The sequence below is a fragment of the Fictibacillus halophilus genome, from assembly GCF_042680145.1.
GTDB classification, from domain to species: Bacteria; Bacillota; Bacilli; order Bacillales; family Fictibacillaceae; genus Fictibacillus; species Fictibacillus halophilus_A.
This window is the reverse complement of sequence record NZ_JBHTNQ010000001.1, coordinates 2,251,312-2,269,812: the sequence shown is the minus strand read 5'-3', so window position 1 is coordinate 2,269,812 and position 18,501 is coordinate 2,251,312. Positions and strand designations below refer to the sequence as shown.

The 18,501-nt window shown below is 37.3% G+C and carries 21 protein-coding genes; 17 read left to right on the top strand and 4 right to left on the bottom strand.

Going from position 1 to position 18,501, the window contains the following annotated elements:
• Positions 1–73 precede the first annotated feature (73 nt).
• Together ACFQ4X_RS11650 and ACFQ4X_RS11645 are read left to right on the top strand one after the other, a co-directional pair.
• A complete protein-coding gene (locus ACFQ4X_RS11650; protein WP_379835300.1) occupies positions 74–802 on the top strand; it encodes a pseudouridine synthase in 729 nt (242 codons plus the stop codon).
• Between the two features lie 43 nt (positions 803–845).
• A complete protein-coding gene (locus ACFQ4X_RS11645) occupies positions 846–1,475 on the top strand; it encodes a PRC-barrel domain-containing protein (protein WP_379835298.1) in 630 nt (209 codons plus the stop codon).
• Between the two features lie 70 nt (positions 1,476–1,545).
• Here ACFQ4X_RS11645 and ACFQ4X_RS11640 read toward each other — a convergent pair whose 3' ends face one another.
• The gene (locus ACFQ4X_RS11640; RefSeq protein WP_066291818.1) at positions 1,546–1,764 is read right to left on the bottom strand and encodes a DeoR family transcriptional regulator; all 219 of its coding nucleotides are present in this window, start codon (positions 1,762–1,764) and stop codon (positions 1,546–1,548) included.
• A 431-nt stretch (positions 1,765–2,195) separates the two neighbouring features.
• On the opposite strand from ACFQ4X_RS11640, the gene ACFQ4X_RS11635 reads away from it, so the two are divergent.
• From ACFQ4X_RS11635 to ACFQ4X_RS11625, 3 genes are read left to right on the top strand one after another with little or no spacing between them, the layout of a single operon-like run.
• The gene (locus ACFQ4X_RS11635) at positions 2,196–3,200 is read left to right on the top strand and encodes a potassium channel family protein (protein WP_379835297.1); all 1,005 of its coding nucleotides are present in this window, start codon (positions 2,196–2,198) and stop codon (positions 3,198–3,200) included.
• 24 nt (positions 3,201–3,224) lie between these two features.
• Positions 3,225–4,625 carry a dipeptidase PepV gene (gene pepV, locus ACFQ4X_RS11630; RefSeq protein ID WP_379835295.1) on the top strand — a complete coding sequence of 467 codons (1,401 nt, stop codon included), beginning with the start codon at positions 3,225–3,227 and terminating at the stop codon, positions 4,623–4,625.
• 25 nt (positions 4,626–4,650) lie between these two features.
• Complete coding sequence (locus ACFQ4X_RS11625; protein ID WP_379835294.1) at positions 4,651–5,829, top strand: MFS transporter; 1,179 nt, start codon at positions 4,651–4,653, stop codon at positions 5,827–5,829.
• 675 nt (positions 5,830–6,504) lie between these two features.
• On the opposite strand, the gene cysK is transcribed toward ACFQ4X_RS11625, so the two are convergent.
• Positions 6,505–7,440, bottom strand: coding sequence for a cysteine synthase A (gene cysK / locus ACFQ4X_RS11620; protein ID WP_379835292.1), 936 nt, complete (start codon positions 7,438–7,440; stop codon positions 6,505–6,507).
• Between the two features lie 116 nt (positions 7,441–7,556).
• Between cysK and thpR the strand changes: the two genes are divergently transcribed.
• The 6 genes from thpR (at position 7,557) to ACFQ4X_RS11590 (ending at position 13,299) form a co-directional block, all read left to right on the top strand.
• Positions 7,557–8,117 (top strand): RNA 2',3'-cyclic phosphodiesterase, encoded by a 561-nt coding sequence (thpR, locus tag ACFQ4X_RS11615; protein ID WP_379835290.1) that lies wholly within the window; start codon positions 7,557–7,559, stop codon positions 8,115–8,117.
• Positions 8,118–8,141: 24 nt separating this feature from the next.
• Positions 8,142–8,924: a hypothetical protein gene (locus ACFQ4X_RS11610; RefSeq protein WP_379835289.1), complete on the top strand. Its 783-nt coding sequence runs from the start codon at positions 8,142–8,144 to the stop codon at positions 8,922–8,924.
• Between the two features lie 48 nt (positions 8,925–8,972).
• Entirely contained in the window at positions 8,973–9,896 is a 924-nt protein-coding gene (locus ACFQ4X_RS11605; RefSeq protein ID WP_379835287.1) for a diacylglycerol/lipid kinase family protein, read from the top strand.
• Positions 9,897–9,925: 29 nt separating this feature from the next.
• Positions 9,926–10,126, top strand: coding sequence for a hypothetical protein (locus tag ACFQ4X_RS11600; protein WP_379835285.1), 201 nt, complete (start codon positions 9,926–9,928; stop codon positions 10,124–10,126).
• Between the two features lie 101 nt (positions 10,127–10,227).
• Positions 10,228–12,366: a type I pullulanase gene (gene pulA, locus ACFQ4X_RS11595; protein ID WP_379835283.1), complete on the top strand. Its 2,139-nt coding sequence runs from the start codon at positions 10,228–10,230 to the stop codon at positions 12,364–12,366.
• 150 nt (positions 12,367–12,516) lie between these two features.
• Positions 12,517–13,299: a phosphotransferase gene (locus ACFQ4X_RS11590; RefSeq protein ID WP_379835282.1), complete on the top strand. Its 783-nt coding sequence runs from the start codon at positions 12,517–12,519 to the stop codon at positions 13,297–13,299.
• A 44-nt stretch (positions 13,300–13,343) separates the two neighbouring features.
• Here ACFQ4X_RS11590 and ACFQ4X_RS11585 read toward each other — a convergent pair whose 3' ends face one another.
• Positions 13,344–13,628: a YtzH-like family protein gene (locus tag ACFQ4X_RS11585; RefSeq protein ID WP_379835280.1), complete on the bottom strand. Its 285-nt coding sequence runs from the start codon at positions 13,626–13,628 to the stop codon at positions 13,344–13,346.
• Between the two features lie 120 nt (positions 13,629–13,748).
• On the opposite strand from ACFQ4X_RS11585, the gene trmB reads away from it, so the two are divergent.
• The 3 genes from trmB to ACFQ4X_RS11570 all read left to right on the top strand — a co-directional run bounded on the left by trmB (position 13,749) and on the right by ACFQ4X_RS11570 (position 15,989).
• A complete protein-coding gene (gene trmB, locus ACFQ4X_RS11580) occupies positions 13,749–14,390 on the top strand; it encodes a tRNA (guanosine(46)-N7)-methyltransferase TrmB (RefSeq protein ID WP_379835278.1) in 642 nt (213 codons plus the stop codon).
• Between the two features lie 94 nt (positions 14,391–14,484).
• Positions 14,485–15,324, top strand: coding sequence for a YtnP family quorum-quenching lactonase (locus ACFQ4X_RS11575; protein ID WP_379835277.1), 840 nt, complete (start codon positions 14,485–14,487; stop codon positions 15,322–15,324).
• Between the two features lie 128 nt (positions 15,325–15,452).
• A complete protein-coding gene (locus ACFQ4X_RS11570; protein ID WP_379835275.1) occupies positions 15,453–15,989 on the top strand; it encodes a hypothetical protein in 537 nt (178 codons plus the stop codon).
• Positions 15,990–16,034: 45 nt separating this feature from the next.
• On the opposite strand, the gene ACFQ4X_RS11565 is transcribed toward ACFQ4X_RS11570, so the two are convergent.
• Positions 16,035–16,343 (bottom strand): PepSY domain-containing protein, encoded by a 309-nt coding sequence (locus tag ACFQ4X_RS11565; RefSeq protein ID WP_379835274.1) that lies wholly within the window; start codon positions 16,341–16,343, stop codon positions 16,035–16,037.
• Between the two features lie 232 nt (positions 16,344–16,575).
• Between ACFQ4X_RS11565 and queD the strand changes: the two genes are divergently transcribed.
• Genes queD through queC form a run of 3 tightly spaced genes read left to right on the top strand, consistent with a single transcriptional unit; the run spans position 16,576 to position 18,450 of the window.
• Positions 16,576–17,049, top strand: a complete 474-nt coding sequence (gene queD, locus ACFQ4X_RS11560; protein ID WP_379835272.1) for a 6-carboxytetrahydropterin synthase QueD — start codon at positions 16,576–16,578, stop codon at positions 17,047–17,049.
• Positions 17,046–17,774 carry a 7-carboxy-7-deazaguanine synthase QueE gene (locus ACFQ4X_RS11555; protein WP_379835271.1) on the top strand — a complete coding sequence of 243 codons (729 nt, stop codon included), beginning with the start codon at positions 17,046–17,048 and terminating at the stop codon, positions 17,772–17,774. Before queD ends, ACFQ4X_RS11555 begins: the two co-directional genes overlap by 4 nt.
• 4 nt (positions 17,775–17,778) lie before the next feature.
• Positions 17,779–18,450, top strand: a complete 672-nt coding sequence (gene queC, locus ACFQ4X_RS11550; RefSeq protein WP_379835269.1) for a 7-cyano-7-deazaguanine synthase QueC — start codon at positions 17,779–17,781, stop codon at positions 18,448–18,450.
• Positions 18,451–18,501 lie beyond the last annotated feature (51 nt).

Here is an 18,501-nt window from a genome sequence, read left to right as displayed (position 1 = left end):
CCCCGTTTATATAAAATTCAATCAATTTTTTACAATAATATAGGAAGAATAGATCATATAACTGGAGGTTCTTATGAGAATTGATAAATGGCTTTCCAATACAGGCTTTGGAAGCAGAAAAGAAGTTAAACAATTATTAAAATCTGGTGCAGTTACCTTAAATGGAACTGTGATTAAAGATCCGAAAACTCAGGCAGATCCTGATAAAGATCATGTACTGGTTCATGGTGTGGAAGCAGTTTACAAAGAGTTTATATACTTAATGATGAATAAGCCGCAGGGCGTCATATCTGCTACTGAAGATTCACGGCATGAAACAGTAATCGATTTATTGGAACTGGAGGATCAAGGCTTTGAGCCGTTCCCTGTTGGGAGATTGGACAAAGATACGGAAGGGCTTCTTATTTTAACGAACGATGGCCAACTGGCACATACTTTGCTGTCACCCAAAAAACATGTTCCTAAAACATATTTTGCAAAAATAAATGGGTCTATTCCTGAAAACACTTATGAAAAATTTAAAGAAGGTGTTGTTTTAGAAGATGGCTACCAGACGCAGCCAGCAAAATTAAAAATCGTTCAGGACTCGATGGATGAATCAGAAATCTACTTAACCATTACAGAAGGCAAATTCCATCAAGTAAAAAGAATGTTTGAAGCGGTGGACAGAAAAGTGACCTATCTTCAAAGAGTACAAATGGGTAACTTAAAACTTGATGAAACATTGCCATTAGGTACATATAGAGAGTTAACAGAGGAAGAACTCTCTCTGCTTTCTGAAAAAGAGAATGTTTTTGAATAAATTATAAGGGGTATCTTCCAAATAAAAAGGAGGATGATTCCTAATGAGGTTATATGCTGATAAAATAATTGGTGCAAAAGCTGAACATGATGCGGCTCCTCTTGATGAACATAAAGTAAACGATATTCTTTTCAACATGTATGATCATCGTTTATGTTATTTTACTTTCACGATTGAAAACAGAAGTCCTAAACGTGAGGAAATGCCTGCCGACAGGCATATGGAATCTGTTGTTGCGGCAACATCAGGGATTGGAACGCAAAACACACCTATGACAGGGAGTGCTTATCCTGAAACAAATTATAGTGAGGTTAAAGAAACTTACTTTATTCCTTGGCACCAGATCGTAGATATTAATGAAGACAAGCTTGTGTTTGAAGGTAATGAACGGCAAAAGGAAGAACCGATTGAATGCTATTCTTATCTCGCGGTAAAGGATTGGTCAGTTATTGACCAGAGTGGTGAAAAGATCGGTAAGATTAAAGACCTTGTCATGGATACTGAACGTCAGCAGGCTGTTGGTTTTGTCCTTTCTGAAGGATTTTGGAAAAGTTTATTAGGCCACGATGAAAAATATATGCCGATTACAGGTCAGCCAGATTGGAAAACACAAGAGTGGAAAATTGAACGTACTCCAGATTTGCTTCTCAAGAACAATCCTGAAGAATTATAAAAAAACAAAAAAGTTCCCGCATTCATATAGCGGGAACTTTTCTTATGCTTATCCATATTTGTATATCTGTTTATGATACTTTTACTTTTTTTGCTGTTGTTTCCCACATTCCGCGGGCAGGACTTGTTACTAAATTGTTATAAGAAAGTACATTCAAATCCCTTTGGATTGTTCGCTGCGTAGTTCCAAATTCTTCAACTAATTCTCGTGTTGTTACAGTACCTTTCTTGCGTATAAACAAATACAGGGCTTTCACACGATTCAACATTCTGTCAGTTGAAGGACTCAAAAAACCACTCCTTGTTTAAATTAGTTGTTAACATACTATATGATATCAATCAAAAGTTAATGAAGTATGAATGTTAGATTACAATCTCTTTAATTCTGGAAGAACCATTGTTTCAAAATAATAAAAAGCGAAGAATCCATATCGGTTTCTTCGCTGCGTAAGCCAATTGTTATAATGTGTGAGTTCAAAAAGATGTCTGTGCGGCTATGCAGCAAAACCTTAGTAACGAACATATAATCCTCATTTAAGGAATATTTGTCAGTACAGGTAACACACCACACCTCCCATTTACGCATCATTATACACGAAAATCCGAAAATGTCAATGTTGGTTATTTTCCAATACTTTGAAAAAGAACGATAACAAAAAAGAATGATATAAGGTACAATGAAAAAAGTTATGTATACCGTTTAAAGTTAGGAGGGATGAAAGTGTATATCTTGCAAAAATTTTTCAAGCAGCTAGTTGTAAACAAACTAGGAATTTTCTCCTTTACTTTTTTTATCGTCATTTTTTCTTCAATTGTTATGCGCATATTAGAACCGGAAACATTTCCTGGATGGTTTGATGCTTTATGGTATGTAATGACAACCGTTACGACTGTAGGTTACGGGGATTTCTATCCGGTAAGTATAGCAGGCAGAATTTACGCTATTTTTATCTTTTTGGTTGGAATTGGCATTGCGGGCTTAGCAATTGGGAAATTGGTTGAAGCTTTAGGAGCTCACCGGAAACGAAAGGAGGAAGGAAGGTTGAATTTTAAAGGAAAAGGTCATTTTATTATTATTGGCTGGTCTGAGAAGGCAAAATATGCGATTTCTGAGATTATTGAAACTCACCCGGAATTAGACATCGTTCTCATCGACCAATTAAATGTAACACCTATAACACATAAAAATGTACATTACATACAAGGCGATCCTTCCAGTGAGTCTGTGCTGCTGCAGGCTAACATAAACGATGCTCAATCCGTTCTTGTTTTTTCAGATGATTCTATCCAAGATTCAGCATTAGCAGATGGAAAAACGCTATTGGTAGTAACCTCTGTTGAAAGGCTTAACCACCATATACATAGTACCGTTGAGATAAAAAAAGAGGAAAACATTAAAAATTTCAGGCATGCTAAAGTAGATGAGTTTGTTTTGAGTCACGAGACTGTTTCTCGAATGGCTGTACGCTCTGCCTTCTCGAGGGGGATTACCGAAATTTATACGCAGCTTTTGTCATATAAAGAAGGCGAAAACCTTTTTGAAGTAAAGAAAAAAAGCGATTGGATGACATATAAAGATGCTTTTGAAGGACTTTTAAAAGAAGGAGCTACACTAATTTCTGACGGAAGTGATTTAGGTATTAATAAAAAATTAAATGAACCTATACGTGAAGATGCCAGACTTTATATTATTTGCAGTAAAGAAGTGTATGAATCTCTCACTTAGGCTTTATATGAAAGGGTGTAACGCGTGTCAAATATTAATTGGACAGAAGAAGTTGAAAGAAGAAAAGAACAGCTTTTAGAAGATACAAAAGGTCTATTGAGGATTCCGAGTATCTTAGACGAAACGAAAGGAACAAAGGATGCTCCATTTGGTCCAGAAATTCATCAAGCTTTAACGTATCTGCTTGATCTTGGAAAAGTAATCGGTATGTCTGCAAAAGATGTTGATGGATATGCAGGTCACTTAGAAATGGGAAGCGGAGAAGAATTGGTCGGTATTCTTTGCCATGTGGACGTTGTGCCGGCAGGGGAAGGATGGACGGTCGATCCTTTTGGAGCTGAAATAAAAGATGGTAAGATCTATGCAAGAGGCGCAATTGATGACAAAGGACCAACGATGGCAGCTTTTTATGCAATGAAGATTATTCAAGAATTAAAGCTTCCTTTATCGAAAAGAGTTCGTATGATTATAGGATGTGACGAAGAAAGCAATTGGCAATGTGTAAGACATTATTTTAAAAATGAAGAAATGCCTGATTTCGGCTTTGCTCCTGATGCGGATTTTCCGATCATTAATGCTGAAAAAGGGATATTTGATGTTGAATTTACCTTAGCTAGCGATAACGGGAACAACGATGGTCTTCAACTCATGTCATTTGAATCCGGGCAGCGTTTGAATATGGTTCCTGATCGTGCTGCTGCAAAAATAAAAGGCAGTGATCTAGAAAATATCGAAAAAGCATTTGCTAGATATGCAGAAAGTAAAGGCGTGCAATGTAATTCTTTTATTGAAAACGGGGAATTAGCGCTGCAGACAGAAGGGAAATCTGCGCATGGAAGTACACCGGAAATCGGTATCAATGCAGGTTTAGAGCTAGCGGAATTCTTGAACGGATATACTTTTGCAGGTCAGGGAAATGCATTTTTGTCCTTACTCGAAGCTGTAACAGGGGAATACACAGGCAATAAACTTGGGATTGCAGCTGAGGATGAAGCTAGCGGGAAATTAACCGTAAACGCCGGAGTAATGAAATTTAATTCTGAAGGCGGCAAAGTTGGATTGAACATTCGTTATCCGGTTACACATAACAGTAATGAAATAGAAGAAACACTATTTAAGAGGGCGAAGGATGATAATTGGGATCTCAGAATCATCGAAAATAATCCTCCAAATTATGTTGATGAAAAACATCCATTGATCAAAACACTGCAAAAAGTGTACGAAGAGCAGACTGGAGAAAAAGGCGAATTGATTGCAATCGGAGGCGGTACTTATGCTAGGTCTCTGAATACAGGAGTTGCTTTTGGTGCATTGTTCCCAGGCAGAGAAGATGTGGCTCACCAAAAAGACGAGTATATGTATATTGACGATTTATTGCGAGCTACAGCTATTTATGCTAAAGCTATTTATGAGCTGGCAAAATAGGTAAGAAAGAGAAGAGGAAAACATCATGAACAAAACTTTTGATCAAACCTCAATCAGTTTAAAAGGCTTTTATTTGCTTTTCTTTTTTGGTCTTGGAAGTTTATTTCCCTTACTGGGTGTTTATTTTAAGGAAGAAGTGGGACTTAGCGGGACAGAAATTGGTACATTAATGTCGATCAGTCCTGTTGTAATGATTTTTGCTCAGCCGCTTTGGGGAATGGTCACGGACTTTACACGACGTCCGCGGTCCGTACTGGGCTTAACCTTATTATTAACAGCCGGATTGGGTTACAGTATATTATTGCTGGATTCTTACTTATGGTTATTGTTATTACTTATCTTATTTTCTTTTATGCAAAGTGCGCTTGTTCCCGTCTCTGACAGTATATTGCTTAATTATGTTCAAAAGGAGAACAAGCAGTATGGGAATTATCGGCTGTTCGGTGCTGTAGGGTTCGCTATTGCCGTATATATCGCAGGAAGACTTGCTGAAATTTTTGGTACCCAAGTGATATTTTATATGTTTACAGCAGTTCTTTTTCTTTGTATTTTGTTTGTATTTAATATGCCGAAAGAAAATCAATCACTTAAAACGGATATGAAAAAGGGTATTGATAAGCTAATGAAAATGCCCTCTTTTATTATTTTTCTTATCGCTACATTCCTTGTTTTTGGACCGATTTTTGCAAATAACTTTTATTTTGGGTTTTATATTCAGGAAACGGGAGGCACTTTAGCTGGAGTCGGATTAGCTTTTTTATTGGCTGCAGGCAGTGAAGCTCCTTTTATGAAATTTGCAGGACTTACGATCAAAAAATGGGGTATGATGCAAATCATGATGTTTGCCGCTGCAGTCTCTGCTGTTCGCTGGACGTTCTACTTTTTCGAACCATCTTTTTCGATAGTATTGGCAACCACCATTGCACAAGGATTTTCAGTCGGTCTATTCATTCCGGCTGCTATGGAGTATGTTCGAATGTATACCCCTAGTGAAGTTAGAGCTACTGCGGTCTCATTATATTCAGCTGTGGGAAATGGACTTGGTTCTTGGTTTTGTACGTTTGTTGGCGGAGTTATTTTTGATAAATATTCGATCTTTTATACGTACCTGTTCTTTGGAGTCCTTTCATTTGCGGGTCTGCTTATGGTTATTCTTCTTTCAAAAATGGAACAAGAACCCGTACTTGTACACAGATCTATTTAAATGGCTGTAGATCCTTCGTTGATAAGTTGATTGGAGCGCAATGAGAAGGCACTGTCATTTTAGAAGACGAAGAACTAGCATACAAAATCAATTATGTGAGATTACTGTGCATTGAAAAAGACATCCCGAACGTATTCTGGGATGTCTTTTTATCTCTTTTTTCTAACTCTCTATTCTAAAGGCTGTTTTCGCATACATTATTGCTTTTGGAAGTGGTTGATCACCGCTCCAGGATGCTCGCTTTCCACGGGGCGTGCGGTGAGCCTCCTGCTGCTTTGCACCATAAGGAGTCTCACCTGACCGCTCGTCCCGTAGGACAAGGAAGGCTTCGACAGCGTTACATCGCACGAAGAAAATGTGATTTTTCATTTTCGAGCAGTCTCGCACCTTGCGCTCCAATCAACTTGCAAATGATGATTATTGAAAAGCCAAAAGCTACAATCTTTTAGAAAAGAGCCTTTTTAAAAGATTGTTGTTGCTGAGAGATTTTGACATAAATTGCTTCAATGAAAAGTTAGTTGGAGTGAAAGGGCGAGACTCCGGCAGGATGAGTGGGACAGGTGAGACCATTCAATGTCGCATGGCGACGAATGGGCTCACCGCACACCCTGCGGAAAGCGAGTCCTGTAGCGGAAATTAACCTCTGACAAAAGCAACAAAGTTTAAGGAAACACCCTATGAATTAAATTGAAATAGATCGCTTGTGAGGTAGCGTTCGCCTGAGTCACAAGTCATGCAGACAACTACTTCTCCCTTTTTTCGTTTTTTAGCAATATTTAAAGCTGCGTAAACAGCAGCACCGGAAGATGGACCTACTAGTATGCCTTCTTCTGAAGCAAGACGTCTTGTAATGTCATAAGCGTCCTCATCATTTACTTGAACAATTTCATCATAGACGTTTTGGTTTAAAATCGAGGGAATAAAGCCGGGACTAGTTCCTACGAGCTTATGTTTTCCAGGTTTTCCGCCAGAAAGTACAGGAGAGCCTTTAGGTTCTACAACGTGAACGGAAAGGTCAGGAAACATTGATTTAAGGGTTTCACCTGTACCCGTTATTGTTCCGCCAGTTCCAGCGGGTGCAATAAATGCAGTAAATGGTTTACCTATTTCTTCGATGGCATCTTTTATTTCAATCGCTGTACTATGACGATGAGCATCTGGATTAGACGGATTTTCGAATTGCATAGGCATGAAGCTGTTTGGAATTTCTGCTACAAGTTCTCTTGCTTTCTTTATCGCTCCAGGCATTTTTTCATCCCCTGGAGTCAATACTACTTTTGCTCCATAGGCTTTTAATAAATTTATTCTTTCTTCAGTCATCGTATCTGGCATAACGATTATAGAATTATAGCCTCTTGCTGCAGCATTCATTGCAAGACCGATTCCTGTATTTCCGGAAGTCGGTTCAATAATTGTAGAGCCTTCTTTTAAATCGCCTTTTTTCTCGGCTTCAATAATCATATTATATGCAGCTCGATCTTTCAGACTTCGGCTCGGATTATAGTACTCAAGCTTAACGTACACATCTGCACCTTCTGAATAAGGCAAGCGGTTTAATTTAACAATAGGTGTATCTCCAATCAGTTCCGCGATGTTTGTTACGACTCTCATAATTTGCACTCCCTTTTTATTACTCTCATTAGTATAACAAATATTCCATTCGGTAAAAAAGCAGATAGAGGGATACGATTATCTGATAAAATAAATAATGGAAAGCGGTGAATTTTATGGATAGGCATTTATTTATTGCTCTGCAGCTTCAGGCTGATGTGAAATCAACACTTAATCAAATGTGCCAAGAAATAAAAAAGGATCACTCATTTAAGACATGGGTTCATCCTGATGATTATCATATTACACTCGCCTTTTTAGGAAAAGCATCACGTGATCAATTAAAGAAACTAAATCCTTTAATAAAAGATACAGTGCGAAAGCATGAAGCTTTTGCATTAAATATTAACCATTTTGGTTTCTTTGGAAACAAAGAGAACCCAAGAATCTTTTGGACTGGTGTTGAAGAACAGGTTAGACTATATAATCTGCAAAAACAAGTGGCATATTCATGCAAACAAGCTGATTTTACCTTAGAGAAAAGATCCTACTCACCGCATATTACGCTTGCACGAAAACATTTGGATTCTTCAACACTGTATGTTGATTCAGAGAAATGGTGGGATACCTATGGGAGAGAAATTCAATTCCTGGCAGAAAATGTAGTTCTTTATGAAACACATTTTGAAATGCAGCCGAAATATCAGATTGTACAGTCCTTTTCATTAACTAGATAAACAGTAAGAGGAGGGGAGAAAAGGATGGCACAGCTTGTTAAAATACAAGATTATGTTTCACGGTATGAAAAGAATCTTTATCATTATCAAACTCTATTTATGCGTATTAAGGAAAACCGCTGGAAAGCGTTTAATCCTAACAATGAAGTAGATAACCGTAAACTTTTGCATAAGGAATTTAGAAAAGCCCTTTTTCAAAACCAAATGAACTGGGCAACTTCTACTGTGAAAGAAGTTTCGAACGTTGATCAGAAATATTTAAGAGACCAGCAGCTGCAATTTCTGACACAAGAAATCCCTGATAATTACTTTTTATTTTATGAGCCTGTATTACGGATTAAAAGTGCTCCCGTTGAACTTGATGTAATCTTAGCTGGCCCTGCAACGATATCACTTATCGTCTGGGTGAGTGGTGAAGGGATTTGGCAGGAAGCGGAGAATAAGCGTTTTTGGAAAAATGTCAGCCCTGAGCAAGAGGAAACAAGATTAAGTCCGGTTGTCAGGCTTGATAGGATGAACAGTGTAATCAAAGGATGGGCTGATCCATATAAAGAACAGCTTTCAATCCAACAAACAATAATAGCACCTGATGCATTTATTGATCTTTCAAACGACTGGAGAAAAATAAACTACGTTGATAAACGGAATTTTAAAGAGTGGCATATGAAGATCATTCATGAACCAGCTCCAGTAAAGAGTCAGCAATTAAAATTTGTTGCGGATATCTTAAGATTTGGTGTGACTAATTCTCTTTATAGAAAAGATCCTCTAACAAACGAGTCTGAGTTAAGTTTTGAAGGAATTTGATACATATTGTCGAATTGAGTGTAAAACAAACAATCGAGGACTTAATTGATGAAAAGATACTTTTTTATAATTAATACAAATAACTCAAAAGCAGTTAGAGCATTCAATCGGTTAAAAAAGGAATTAGATAAAGAAGAGATTTCATATAGGACTTTTTATACAGAGCACAAAGGTCATGCTGTTGAAATAGCTAAGAAAATTATATATATAAACAAAGATTCTATTAAAGCGATCATTGCAGTAGGCGGAGATGGGACAATTCATGAGGTGTTCAATGGGATAAAGGATCACCCTGAAATCCCACTTGGCTTTATTTCGGGTGGTTCAGGAAATGACATTGTTCGTGTACTTGCAAAAAAAATCAGAGGCAGTAAAAGTCAAATTGCCTATTTAAAAAGAAACAAGCTAATCAAAAGTGATGCCGGACTTATCCAATTGATCGGAAGAAGCATGAAGGATCAAGTTTTTTTAAGTGCGATCGGAATCGGACTTGACGGAGAAGTTGCCAGATATACAAATGAAGCCCGTTATAAAAAAGTGCTTCATAAGTTGAGACTAGGAACTTTTGCATATGTAATTACACTATTTAAAGTTTTGAAATCCTATAAACCAGCTTCTGTGGAACTACAGATCGATGGGCAGATACATGCTTTTGACACAGTATGGCTTGTAGCGATTGGAAACATGCCCTATTATGGAGGGGGTATGAAAATTTGCCCAGAGGCTCGTTACAACGATGGAAGACTGGATGTGTGTGTTGTACATAATATCTCGTTAACAAAACTTCTTATGCTATTTATTTCAGTCTTTTGGGGCGGACATGTAAAAGTGCAAGGAGTTTCACAGTTTACATGCCGTAATATTACAGTGAATACTAATAGACCAGTTGCGATTCATGCGGATGGTGAATATAAAGGAACAACACCAGTTTCCATTGAAATAAATCCTCTGTCTGTGCCGATAAAAGTTTAAAATCTATGAATACTTGAGTGGTGAAGAAAATGAAATGGACTGACTTTTTTAATATTGCTCTTTTTTCGATCCTTTGGGTTGCGTTGATTCAAAAAAAACCAGGCATAAAAGAATGGGTGTCAGAAGTCACTAACGATAACCTCATTTGGGGTATCATTATTCCAATTATCCTTTATGCAGCTTTGGTGATTGCGGGAAGGATTCTTAAAAATAAATACTTAAATGATTAATGAGAGCGGGTCATCCCTCTCTCTTTTTCATATTTACGAATAACAAAATGAATTTAAGTTCAATATGATGTAATAGCTGACTGAAGGAGTGTGAACACAGGTTGAAGAACTTTGAAGCAAAAGCTTATATTGATGACTTTTCACTAATAACAATAGTAGCTAAAAAGTCTTTTTCAATCGTCCCGTCGTTTGGTTTATTACAAACGGATGGTATTGTACATTCCTTAACGATACTTAAACAAGAAAATTATAACCAGCGATATATATATAAATGCAAATCTCCCATTCAATTAGATATGGGCAAAGATTATTGGATAAAAATAAACGGAGACCAAATTCCCCTTAAAATAGGCAGTATAGTAAGGACAGATCAATTTGATTCACTCTTTTTTGATGATGGTCTTCTTGGTGCACAGTATACACCTGATTCCACAGTTTTTAGAGTATGGTCTCCTGTAGCTGTTGAAATGCAGATTAGGTATAAAGGATTCGGGGAATCAGATTTTTCAGAAGCGAGCATGGAAAGAACAGAAAAAGGAGTTTGGCACTTTACTTTACAAGGTGATCAGCATTTAACTGAGTACATTTACAGAGCTAAGGTTAATCACGAATGGGTCGAGGCACCAGATCCATATGCACGCTCCGTAACAATTAATGGTGAGAGATCGGTTGTTATTGATTTGCAGAAAACAGATCCTGACAAATGGCAGCGTTCCGAAAAAAGAATGAACCTTCGTTCAAAAACCGACAGTATCATCTATGAACTTCATATTAGAGATTTTACGATACATCCTGAAAGCGGTGTGAGACATAAAGGTAAATATCTTGGAATTACGGAAAGGGATACAAAAACATACAAAGGAAATATTACGGGGCTGGATTATTTAACAAGCTTGGGAATTACTCATGTACAGCTGATGCCGGTCGCGGATTTTGGAAGTGTAGATGAAACAAAACCAAATACCCAATATAACTGGGGGTATGATCCTGTTCATTTCTTTGCTCCAGAAGGATCATACGCAACCGAACCAAATGACCCGGTCTGCAGGATCAAAGAGCTGAAAACTTTAATTCGAACACTTCAGGACAATGGGCTTTCTGTTATCTTGGATGTTGTATTTAATCATGTATATAAATTGGAAGAGTCATCTTTTGAGAAGCTAGTTCCAGGTTATTATTTTCGATATGATGGCGGCGGCAATCCTGTAAACGGTACAGGGGTTGGCAATGATACAGCCTCAGAACGAAAAATGGTAAGAAAGTTTATTCTAGATGCGCTTTTATACTGGCTAAATGAGTATAAAGTCGACGGTTTTCGTTTTGATTTAATGGGAATACATGATGTAGAAACGATGAACATTGCTGCTCAAAAACTAAAATCATTAAACCCTGGAATTTTTCTGCTCGGAGAAGGCTGGAATTTAAATACGAATCTCGAACCGGAAAAGAGAGCTACCCTATCTTCGGCAAAAGTTCTACCTGACTATTCATTTTTTAACGATTCATTCCGGGATAGTGTAAAAGGAAGTATATTTACTGGCGGTACTGCGGGGTTTATAAACGGAAATCAGGAACGTTCTGTTAAGAATCAAATTATGAGATCTATAAAAGGGTATGCCGGTAAAAATGACAAGTTTTTATCTGCAAAACAAAGCATCAACTATACAGAATGCCATGATAACCATACTTTATATGATCTTCTGAAAATTCGTCACCCGCATGAAAATGAGTTGCAACGAAAAAAACGGCAGCAGCTTGCGCTGGCATTTACCTTGTTTTCACGCGGCGTTCCATTTATTCATTCGGGGCAAGAGTTTTATCGTACGAAGTATGGGGTTGAGAACAGCTACAATATGCCTGATCGAATAAATGCTTTTAATTGGCATGATTGTGAAAAATACGAGAACGATGTTAAGTACTTTCAAGAGCTTATAAAAATTCGCAATGAACAGCCTGTTTTTCGTGATGAAGCAGGCAGTATCAATCAACTGCATGAACTTCCAGAAGGTATTTTTGGAGTGGAAATTAATCATCCCCTAACCGATAAAAAAGTAAAGTGTTCTAATTGGCAAAAAGTATTACTGCTATTTAATCAATCTCTAAAAGCGATAGAAATACCTATTCAGCAGGATTCTTGGAAAATAGCAGTTGAAAACGAGAAATATGCTGTAAGAAATTTAGATTCAAATACGTATCTCATTAATTCATTGTCGTTTTCATTGTTATTTGTAAAAAGATGATAATTGAAGTCGTAATATTCAGGTGCTTTTATTGATCTTTTGTGTTAAAATAATGACTTCGCAGTATTTTATTTTGATACGGAAATTTATTCTATTTGCTGAATGAACATAAATGAAAAACGGATCTAACTAGACAAGAAGGTGAACATTTTGGAACAGATTTTGGGAGAAGATTGGCAGGTTTCCCCTGCTGGCGGAGCAACAGGAGAAGCATATATAGCTGAATACGGGAACCAAAAACTGTTCTTAAAGCGTAATTCCTCTCCGTTTTTAGCTGTTCTTTCGGCTGAAGGCATTGTACCCAAATTGTTATGGACAAAAAGACTTGGCAACGGTGATGTTATTACTGCACAGCAATGGCTTAACGGACGGGAATTAAAAGCAGCTGATATGAAGAGCAAAAACGTTGCAGAACTGTTAGCAAAAATCCATCAGTCTCAAGAGCTGCTGGGAATGATGAACCGCTTAGAAAAAAAGAGACTGACTCCTGTTGATATGCTGAATGACATTCAAAAGCAGATGCGGAAAGAAAAAGATTATCTCGAAATAATTAATGATTCATTTGCTTATCTAATGGAAACTGCATCAGAAGTTGAAGTTGAGAATATGGTGGTATGTCATTGTGATGTAAATCATAATAATTGGCTCTTAAGTGATACTAATGAATTATTTCTTATTGACTGGGATGGTGCAATGATTGCAGATCCTGCTTTGGATTTAGGAATGCTGCTCTATAGCTATATTCCTTATGAAGAGTGGGATAACTGGCTGGAAATCTATGGTCAGACTTTGGATGATAATCTAGAACGCAGAATGCATTGGTATGTTCTAGCACAAACTATCAGTTCTTTTTTCTGGTATAAAGAAAAAGGACAGTCAAAGGAAACTGCCCAGTTTGCTGAAAGTATTAAGGAGCTCGCGGGGACGATCTGACAATTAAAATGTAAATCTGACACTATTTCCTAGGGAATAGTGTCTTAATATGGGTGGTGTGTCTGAATCGTATTAATCCACGATTCCAGATGTGGAAGATGATTAGAAATATGTTCTTCCAAGTGCTGATGTGAGAAACCTGTATGACTGTATTCATTAATGTTTGTTAAAATATTTCTTACTTCTTCGTGGATTTCACCATTTTCAATCAAATGTGCAGCCAAGCGTTCAATTTGTGCACATTCTGATGGTGAACCGGCACAATCCGTGTAATGGTCTTGCAGAAGATCTCTGATTATATGCAATTGATCATTATGAGTTAATGGCATTTGCTGCACATCCTTTCAATGCATAGGTTATGGAGTTAAGAAAAAAATATCCTTGAAATATTGAACTGATCTAAATAACATCATTGATAAAAAACATATTGTAAGGCGGGAGAAATTGTTATGCGTCAACGATTTAAGCCTTGGGCTAAAGAAAAATTATTGGACAACCCCGGAGTAGTATCACTTGATCCTGAATCCATGAAAGGAAAGTGGAGTTCTTTCTTTGGAAATGATAATCCGATTCATATTGAAGTTGGAACAGGTAAAGGTCAATTTATAAAAGGCATGGGTAATCAGAATCCATCCATTAATTATTTAGGAATGGAGCTTTATGACAGCATCATCATTTCTGCATTGGACAGAATCTTAGAAGATGGAACATCCAATGTAAAATTAATTCGTGCAGATGCAACCCATATTTTAGATTATTTTGAAACGGGAGAAATTGATCGTGTTTACCTTAATTTCTCTGATCCATGGCCAAAGAAAAAACATGCTAAAAGAAGACTTACACATGAAAGCTTCTTAGAACGTTATGAAGCCATTCTTAAAAAACAAGGTGAGATTCATTTTAAAACGGATAATCAAGGGTTATTTGAATATTCACTTCATAGCATGTCTAAATACGGAATGATTTTTCAGGATGTAAGTCTTGATCTTCATAAAAGCGGTATGGAAGATAACGTTATGACTGAATATGAAGAAAAGTTTTCGGAAAAAGGATTTCGTATATACAGAATGGAAGCTCAATTTCGTTCGTAAAAAACTCGGTGAAAACACCGGGTTTTTCTTTTATTCCGAATCAGGTTCTTGTGATACACTTGTAAAAGGAGTGAAGAGAAAGGAGATATGATAAATGGATCAGTGGAAAATCGGCGAGATAACACTAACTTGGCTGGACGGCGGAGTAACACATATGGACGGCGGTGCAATGTTTGGAGTTGTTCCAAAACCTTTGTGGGAAAAAAGATATCCCGTTAATGACAAAAATCAGATTGAGTTAAGAACTGAACCAATTCTTATTCAAGGACTTGGAGGTAAAAACATCTTAATTGAGTCTGGAATTGGTGCTGGTAAATTAACGGATAAGCAGCTAAGAAACTATGGTGTTTCTGAAGAATCTTTAATTCATAAGAGCCTTGAAAAAGAAGGTCTGACTCCTGGTGATATTGATATCGTCCTCATGACACATATGCATTTTGACCACGCATGCGGACTATCCAAGTGGCAAGAAGATAAATTGGTACCGGTTTTCGAAAACGCTGTCATCTACACATCGGAAATAGAATGGGCAGAGCTTAAAAATCCTAATGTTCGTTCTCAAAATACATACTGGCGTGAAAATTGGGAACCTATTGCCCACCAAGTCAAGACATTTGAAGAAGAGATTGTACCTATTGAAGGTATTAAGATGATACATACTGGGGGCCATAGTGATGGGCATTCAATCATCGAGCTAAATGTTGGCAGCGAAAAGATATATCATCTAGGTGATATCATGCCGACTCACGCTCACCATAATCCTCTTTGGGTTTTAGCATATGATGATTATCCAATGACATCTATTTTTGCAAAGCAGAAATGGATCAAACCTGAAACATGGTATTTCTTCTATCATGACTGTATTTACAGAGCAGTAAAATGGGATAAAAATGGGAACTTATTGGAAAGAGTACCGCGTTCTCCAAAAATGTGAAAAAAAAGTCATACAATTTCCATTTTCAAGTGAATGTCGAAATCGACAAGATATGTTAAAATATGAAAGGTATGAAATTATATTTTTCTATAAGCAATTCTAGAGGTGAATTGAAAGGGGATTAAGAAATGAAAAAACAGTTAATTGCCATGTTTACCGTATTTGCACTGTTTTTATCAATCGGTTCTTTTGCATCTGCAGACACAGCAACTGATGAAATGAAGAAAACAATTGAAAAAGGGATTAAAAGTAAGCACAAAGATTTAAAGTCAGGTTCACTGACACTATCTGACGTTCAGTCTTTTCCAAATGAAGACCCGGAGCTAGAGGCTTCTGAGGTTACAGTTGCCATTGCAAATTACGATACTGTAAGAGATAATATTTTTTATTTCGACCATACAGAAGTTGTTTTTTATGATGCAGACAAAAATGAATTATTAGCCGAAGGTGCAGTTGCAAAAGCTAATGATAAGATTAAAGATTATAAAAAGAAGCATGAGTCTGACCTAGGGACTCATATGGATGTTATTGTTGTTACGGCATTATTGTTTGTCTTAATTCTTGTTCCTTTATTTATTTTGTCAGTTTGGGAAAAGCGTCAGTACCTTACTACAAAATTCAAGATTGAAAACAATCTTTACAACCAAGACAATCTTTATCGATAAAACAAAGCCCCACATTGGCTGATTAGCCAATGTGGGGCTTGTTTTTTATTTTTCTTCGAGTTGTAGAAGGGTTCCTGTTTTTGCATCGATTAAAAATTCATAATGTACAGGGGCATTGCCATAACTTGAGTCAGAAAAGCCGCCTTTATAAACCGTGTATGGGAGACCAAAAACAGAAGTGCTTTCCCGACTGACTAAAATCCATGAACCTGAAATGTTATAGGTTTGATTTGCTTTTTCTTTTAACATTTTTAAAGCTTTTTCAGGTGAGAGCCACTCTGTTTGTTTTTTAGTAACTGCATATCCTACTGCAGCACCTGCAAGCCCGGCAAAGATCAAGTTTCTCCATTTCATAATCATTAACCACCTTATGTAGAGTTTCTTTTCTTCTATTTTTTAGTATAACAAAGAAAAGCCTTCTTTTTCTTCTCTGTTTTTGTTAAGATACTCATGATACAGATGGAGGGTTCGAGATTCCCACCCCTCCTAAAACAAAACTAGGGAGCGTGAAGAATGATATTCCACACTCTCTGCATGTGCAGAGATTTTTTTGTTTTCGTGCTCTCCATTGAAAGGATGAAACGGAATGACCTATAAAATTCCTAAAGATGTTCAAATGCTTGACCGTGATATAAAGCGTGAGCAATTAAAATATCACAATAAACGTGTTGCAGTCTGCAAAGAATTTACGTTTGATGCAGCCCATCACCTTCACTGTTATGAGGGAAAATGTAAAAACCTTCATGGCCACACATATAAACTTGTAATCACTATGAGTGGATATGTGAACGAGATCGGTATTTCAGTGGATTTTGGTGAAATTAAAGAAATTTTTAAAACAGCAATTGATGAAAAACTTGATCATAGATACTTAAATGAAGTGCTTCCTCCAATGAATACAACTGCTGAGAATATGGTTGTATGGATGTGGGAACAGATTGATGCTGAACTAAAACAAAGAGGGTTATCTGAACAGGGGCACAGAATCGAAGAATTAAAACTGTATGAAACTCCAACAAGTTTTGCCGTTATGAAAAGAGAATGGATGGTGGGAGAATGAAGTCGTTCGATCTGCCTTCTAAAGACATCTGGAGACACTGGAAACTCCCGATGGTTGAAATTTTTGAAACAGTAGAGGGGGAGGGGCTTCAGGCAGGCTATCCAACTGTATTTGTAAGAGTCTTTCATTGTAATCTGCGTTGTACATGGTGCGATACGACTTATAGTTATGCACCTGCAAAGCCTGAATTTGAAGCATCCATTGATGAGATCATTTCAACTATTAAATCTTTCCGTTCTTCCCGTATTTGTTTCACGGGAGGCGAACCGCTCATCCATCGAGAAAAGTCTGCAGCTTTGCTCATGGCAATGGCTGATTTAGAACACATCGTAGATATCCATATTGAAACAAATGGTGCCATCGATTTAGTTCCTTTTGAAAAACTGCGTAATTCCCACCCAGAACTTCAAAGAAAAATGAGATTTGTGATGGATTACAAACTTCCTGCTTCTGGCGAAATGGACAAAATGAATTTAGGTAATTTTAAGGAACTTCAAAATCAGGACGAAATTAAATTTGTAATCGGCTCAGAAGAAGATTTTGAAATCACACAACAAGTGGTGGAGCAACATTACCGGAAAGGACAAATTTGTGTAAGTCCAGTTTGGGAAAGTATGCCCCCAAGAAGGTTGGTGGAACTTTTATTAGAAAGTCATTTGCCGAATGCTAAGTTGAGCTTGCAGCTTCATAAAGTAATCTGGCACCCAGAAGAGAGAGGGGTTTAATTACATGAGTAAAAAAGCAGTCATTGTCCTAAGCGGAGGACTTGATAGCACGACATGCATGGGGATCGCGAAAGCGGAAGGCTATGATCTTTATCCTATAACGTTTCATTATGGACAGCGCCACAATCGGGAAGTAGAACAGGCAATAGAAGTGGGTAAGTATTATGAAGTTGCTGACCATAGAATTGTTGATCTTACTTTCTTAAAAGATATTGGCGGAAGTGCTTTAACAGATGAGACTTTAGATGTTCCAACTGAGGCTGAAGAAGGCATTCCGGTCACATATGTGCCTGCCCGGAATATGATTTTCCTGGCATTAGCGAGTGCATATGCAGAAGTCATAGGTGCAACAGCAGTTTATACAGGAGTCTCTGCTGTTGATTACAGCGGATACCCTGACTGCCGGCCAGAATTTATTCATAGCATGGAAGAGACGATTAACCTGGCAACAAAAGCTGGGGTTACTGGGAAGAACATCCTTGTAAAAACTCCTTTAATTAATCTTTCAAAAAAGGAAACGATTGAAGCTGGATTATCTCTTAACGTGCCTTACGAAATAACAACCTCTTGTTACAACGGAAAAAAATCGGCATGCGGTAAATGTGACAGCTGTCTGCTCCGTCTTAAAGGATTTAAAGAAGCCGGTTCTTTTGATCCCATCGCATACGAAAACTAGACAATATTCATAAACCTAGAAAACCCCTTCTGATAAAGTGTACAATAAACG

Excerpts from the sequence above, each read along its gene's own strand:
- ACFQ4X_RS11625 (WP_379835294.1), top strand. The coding sequence starts at position 4,651 with ATGAACAAAACTTTTGATCAAACCTCAATCAGTTTAAAAGGCTTTTAT.
- ACFQ4X_RS11555 (WP_379835271.1), top strand. The coding sequence starts at position 17,046 with ATGAAGTCGTTCGATCTGCCTTCTAAAGACATCTGGAGACACTGGAAA.
- ACFQ4X_RS11600 (WP_379835285.1), top strand. The coding sequence starts at position 9,926 with ATGAAATGGACTGACTTTTTTAATATTGCTCTTTTTTCGATCCTTTGG.
- ACFQ4X_RS11585 (WP_379835280.1), bottom strand. The coding sequence starts at position 13,628 with ATGCCATTAACTCATAATGATCAATTGCATATAATCAGAGATCTTCTG.
- ACFQ4X_RS11650 (WP_379835300.1), top strand. The coding sequence starts at position 74 with ATGAGAATTGATAAATGGCTTTCCAATACAGGCTTTGGAAGCAGAAAA.
- ACFQ4X_RS11570 (WP_379835275.1), top strand. The coding sequence starts at position 15,453 with ATGAAAAAACAGTTAATTGCCATGTTTACCGTATTTGCACTGTTTTTA.
- queD (WP_379835272.1), top strand. The coding sequence starts at position 16,576 with ATGACCTATAAAATTCCTAAAGATGTTCAAATGCTTGACCGTGATATA.
- ACFQ4X_RS11575 (WP_379835277.1), top strand. The coding sequence starts at position 14,485 with ATGGATCAGTGGAAAATCGGCGAGATAACACTAACTTGGCTGGACGGC.
- ACFQ4X_RS11610 (WP_379835289.1), top strand. The coding sequence starts at position 8,142 with ATGGCACAGCTTGTTAAAATACAAGATTATGTTTCACGGTATGAAAAG.
- trmB (WP_379835278.1), top strand. The coding sequence starts at position 13,749 with ATGCGTCAACGATTTAAGCCTTGGGCTAAAGAAAAATTATTGGACAAC.
- cysK (WP_379835292.1), bottom strand. The coding sequence starts at position 7,440 with ATGAGAGTCGTAACAAACATCGCGGAACTGATTGGAGATACACCTATT.
- ACFQ4X_RS11605 (WP_379835287.1), top strand. The coding sequence starts at position 8,973 with ATGAAAAGATACTTTTTTATAATTAATACAAATAACTCAAAAGCAGTT.
- ACFQ4X_RS11565 (WP_379835274.1), bottom strand. The coding sequence starts at position 16,343 with ATGAAATGGAGAAACTTGATCTTTGCCGGGCTTGCAGGTGCTGCAGTA.
- queC (WP_379835269.1), top strand. The coding sequence starts at position 17,779 with ATGAGTAAAAAAGCAGTCATTGTCCTAAGCGGAGGACTTGATAGCACG.
- ACFQ4X_RS11645 (WP_379835298.1), top strand. The coding sequence starts at position 846 with ATGAGGTTATATGCTGATAAAATAATTGGTGCAAAAGCTGAACATGAT.
- thpR (WP_379835290.1), top strand. The coding sequence starts at position 7,557 with ATGGATAGGCATTTATTTATTGCTCTGCAGCTTCAGGCTGATGTGAAA.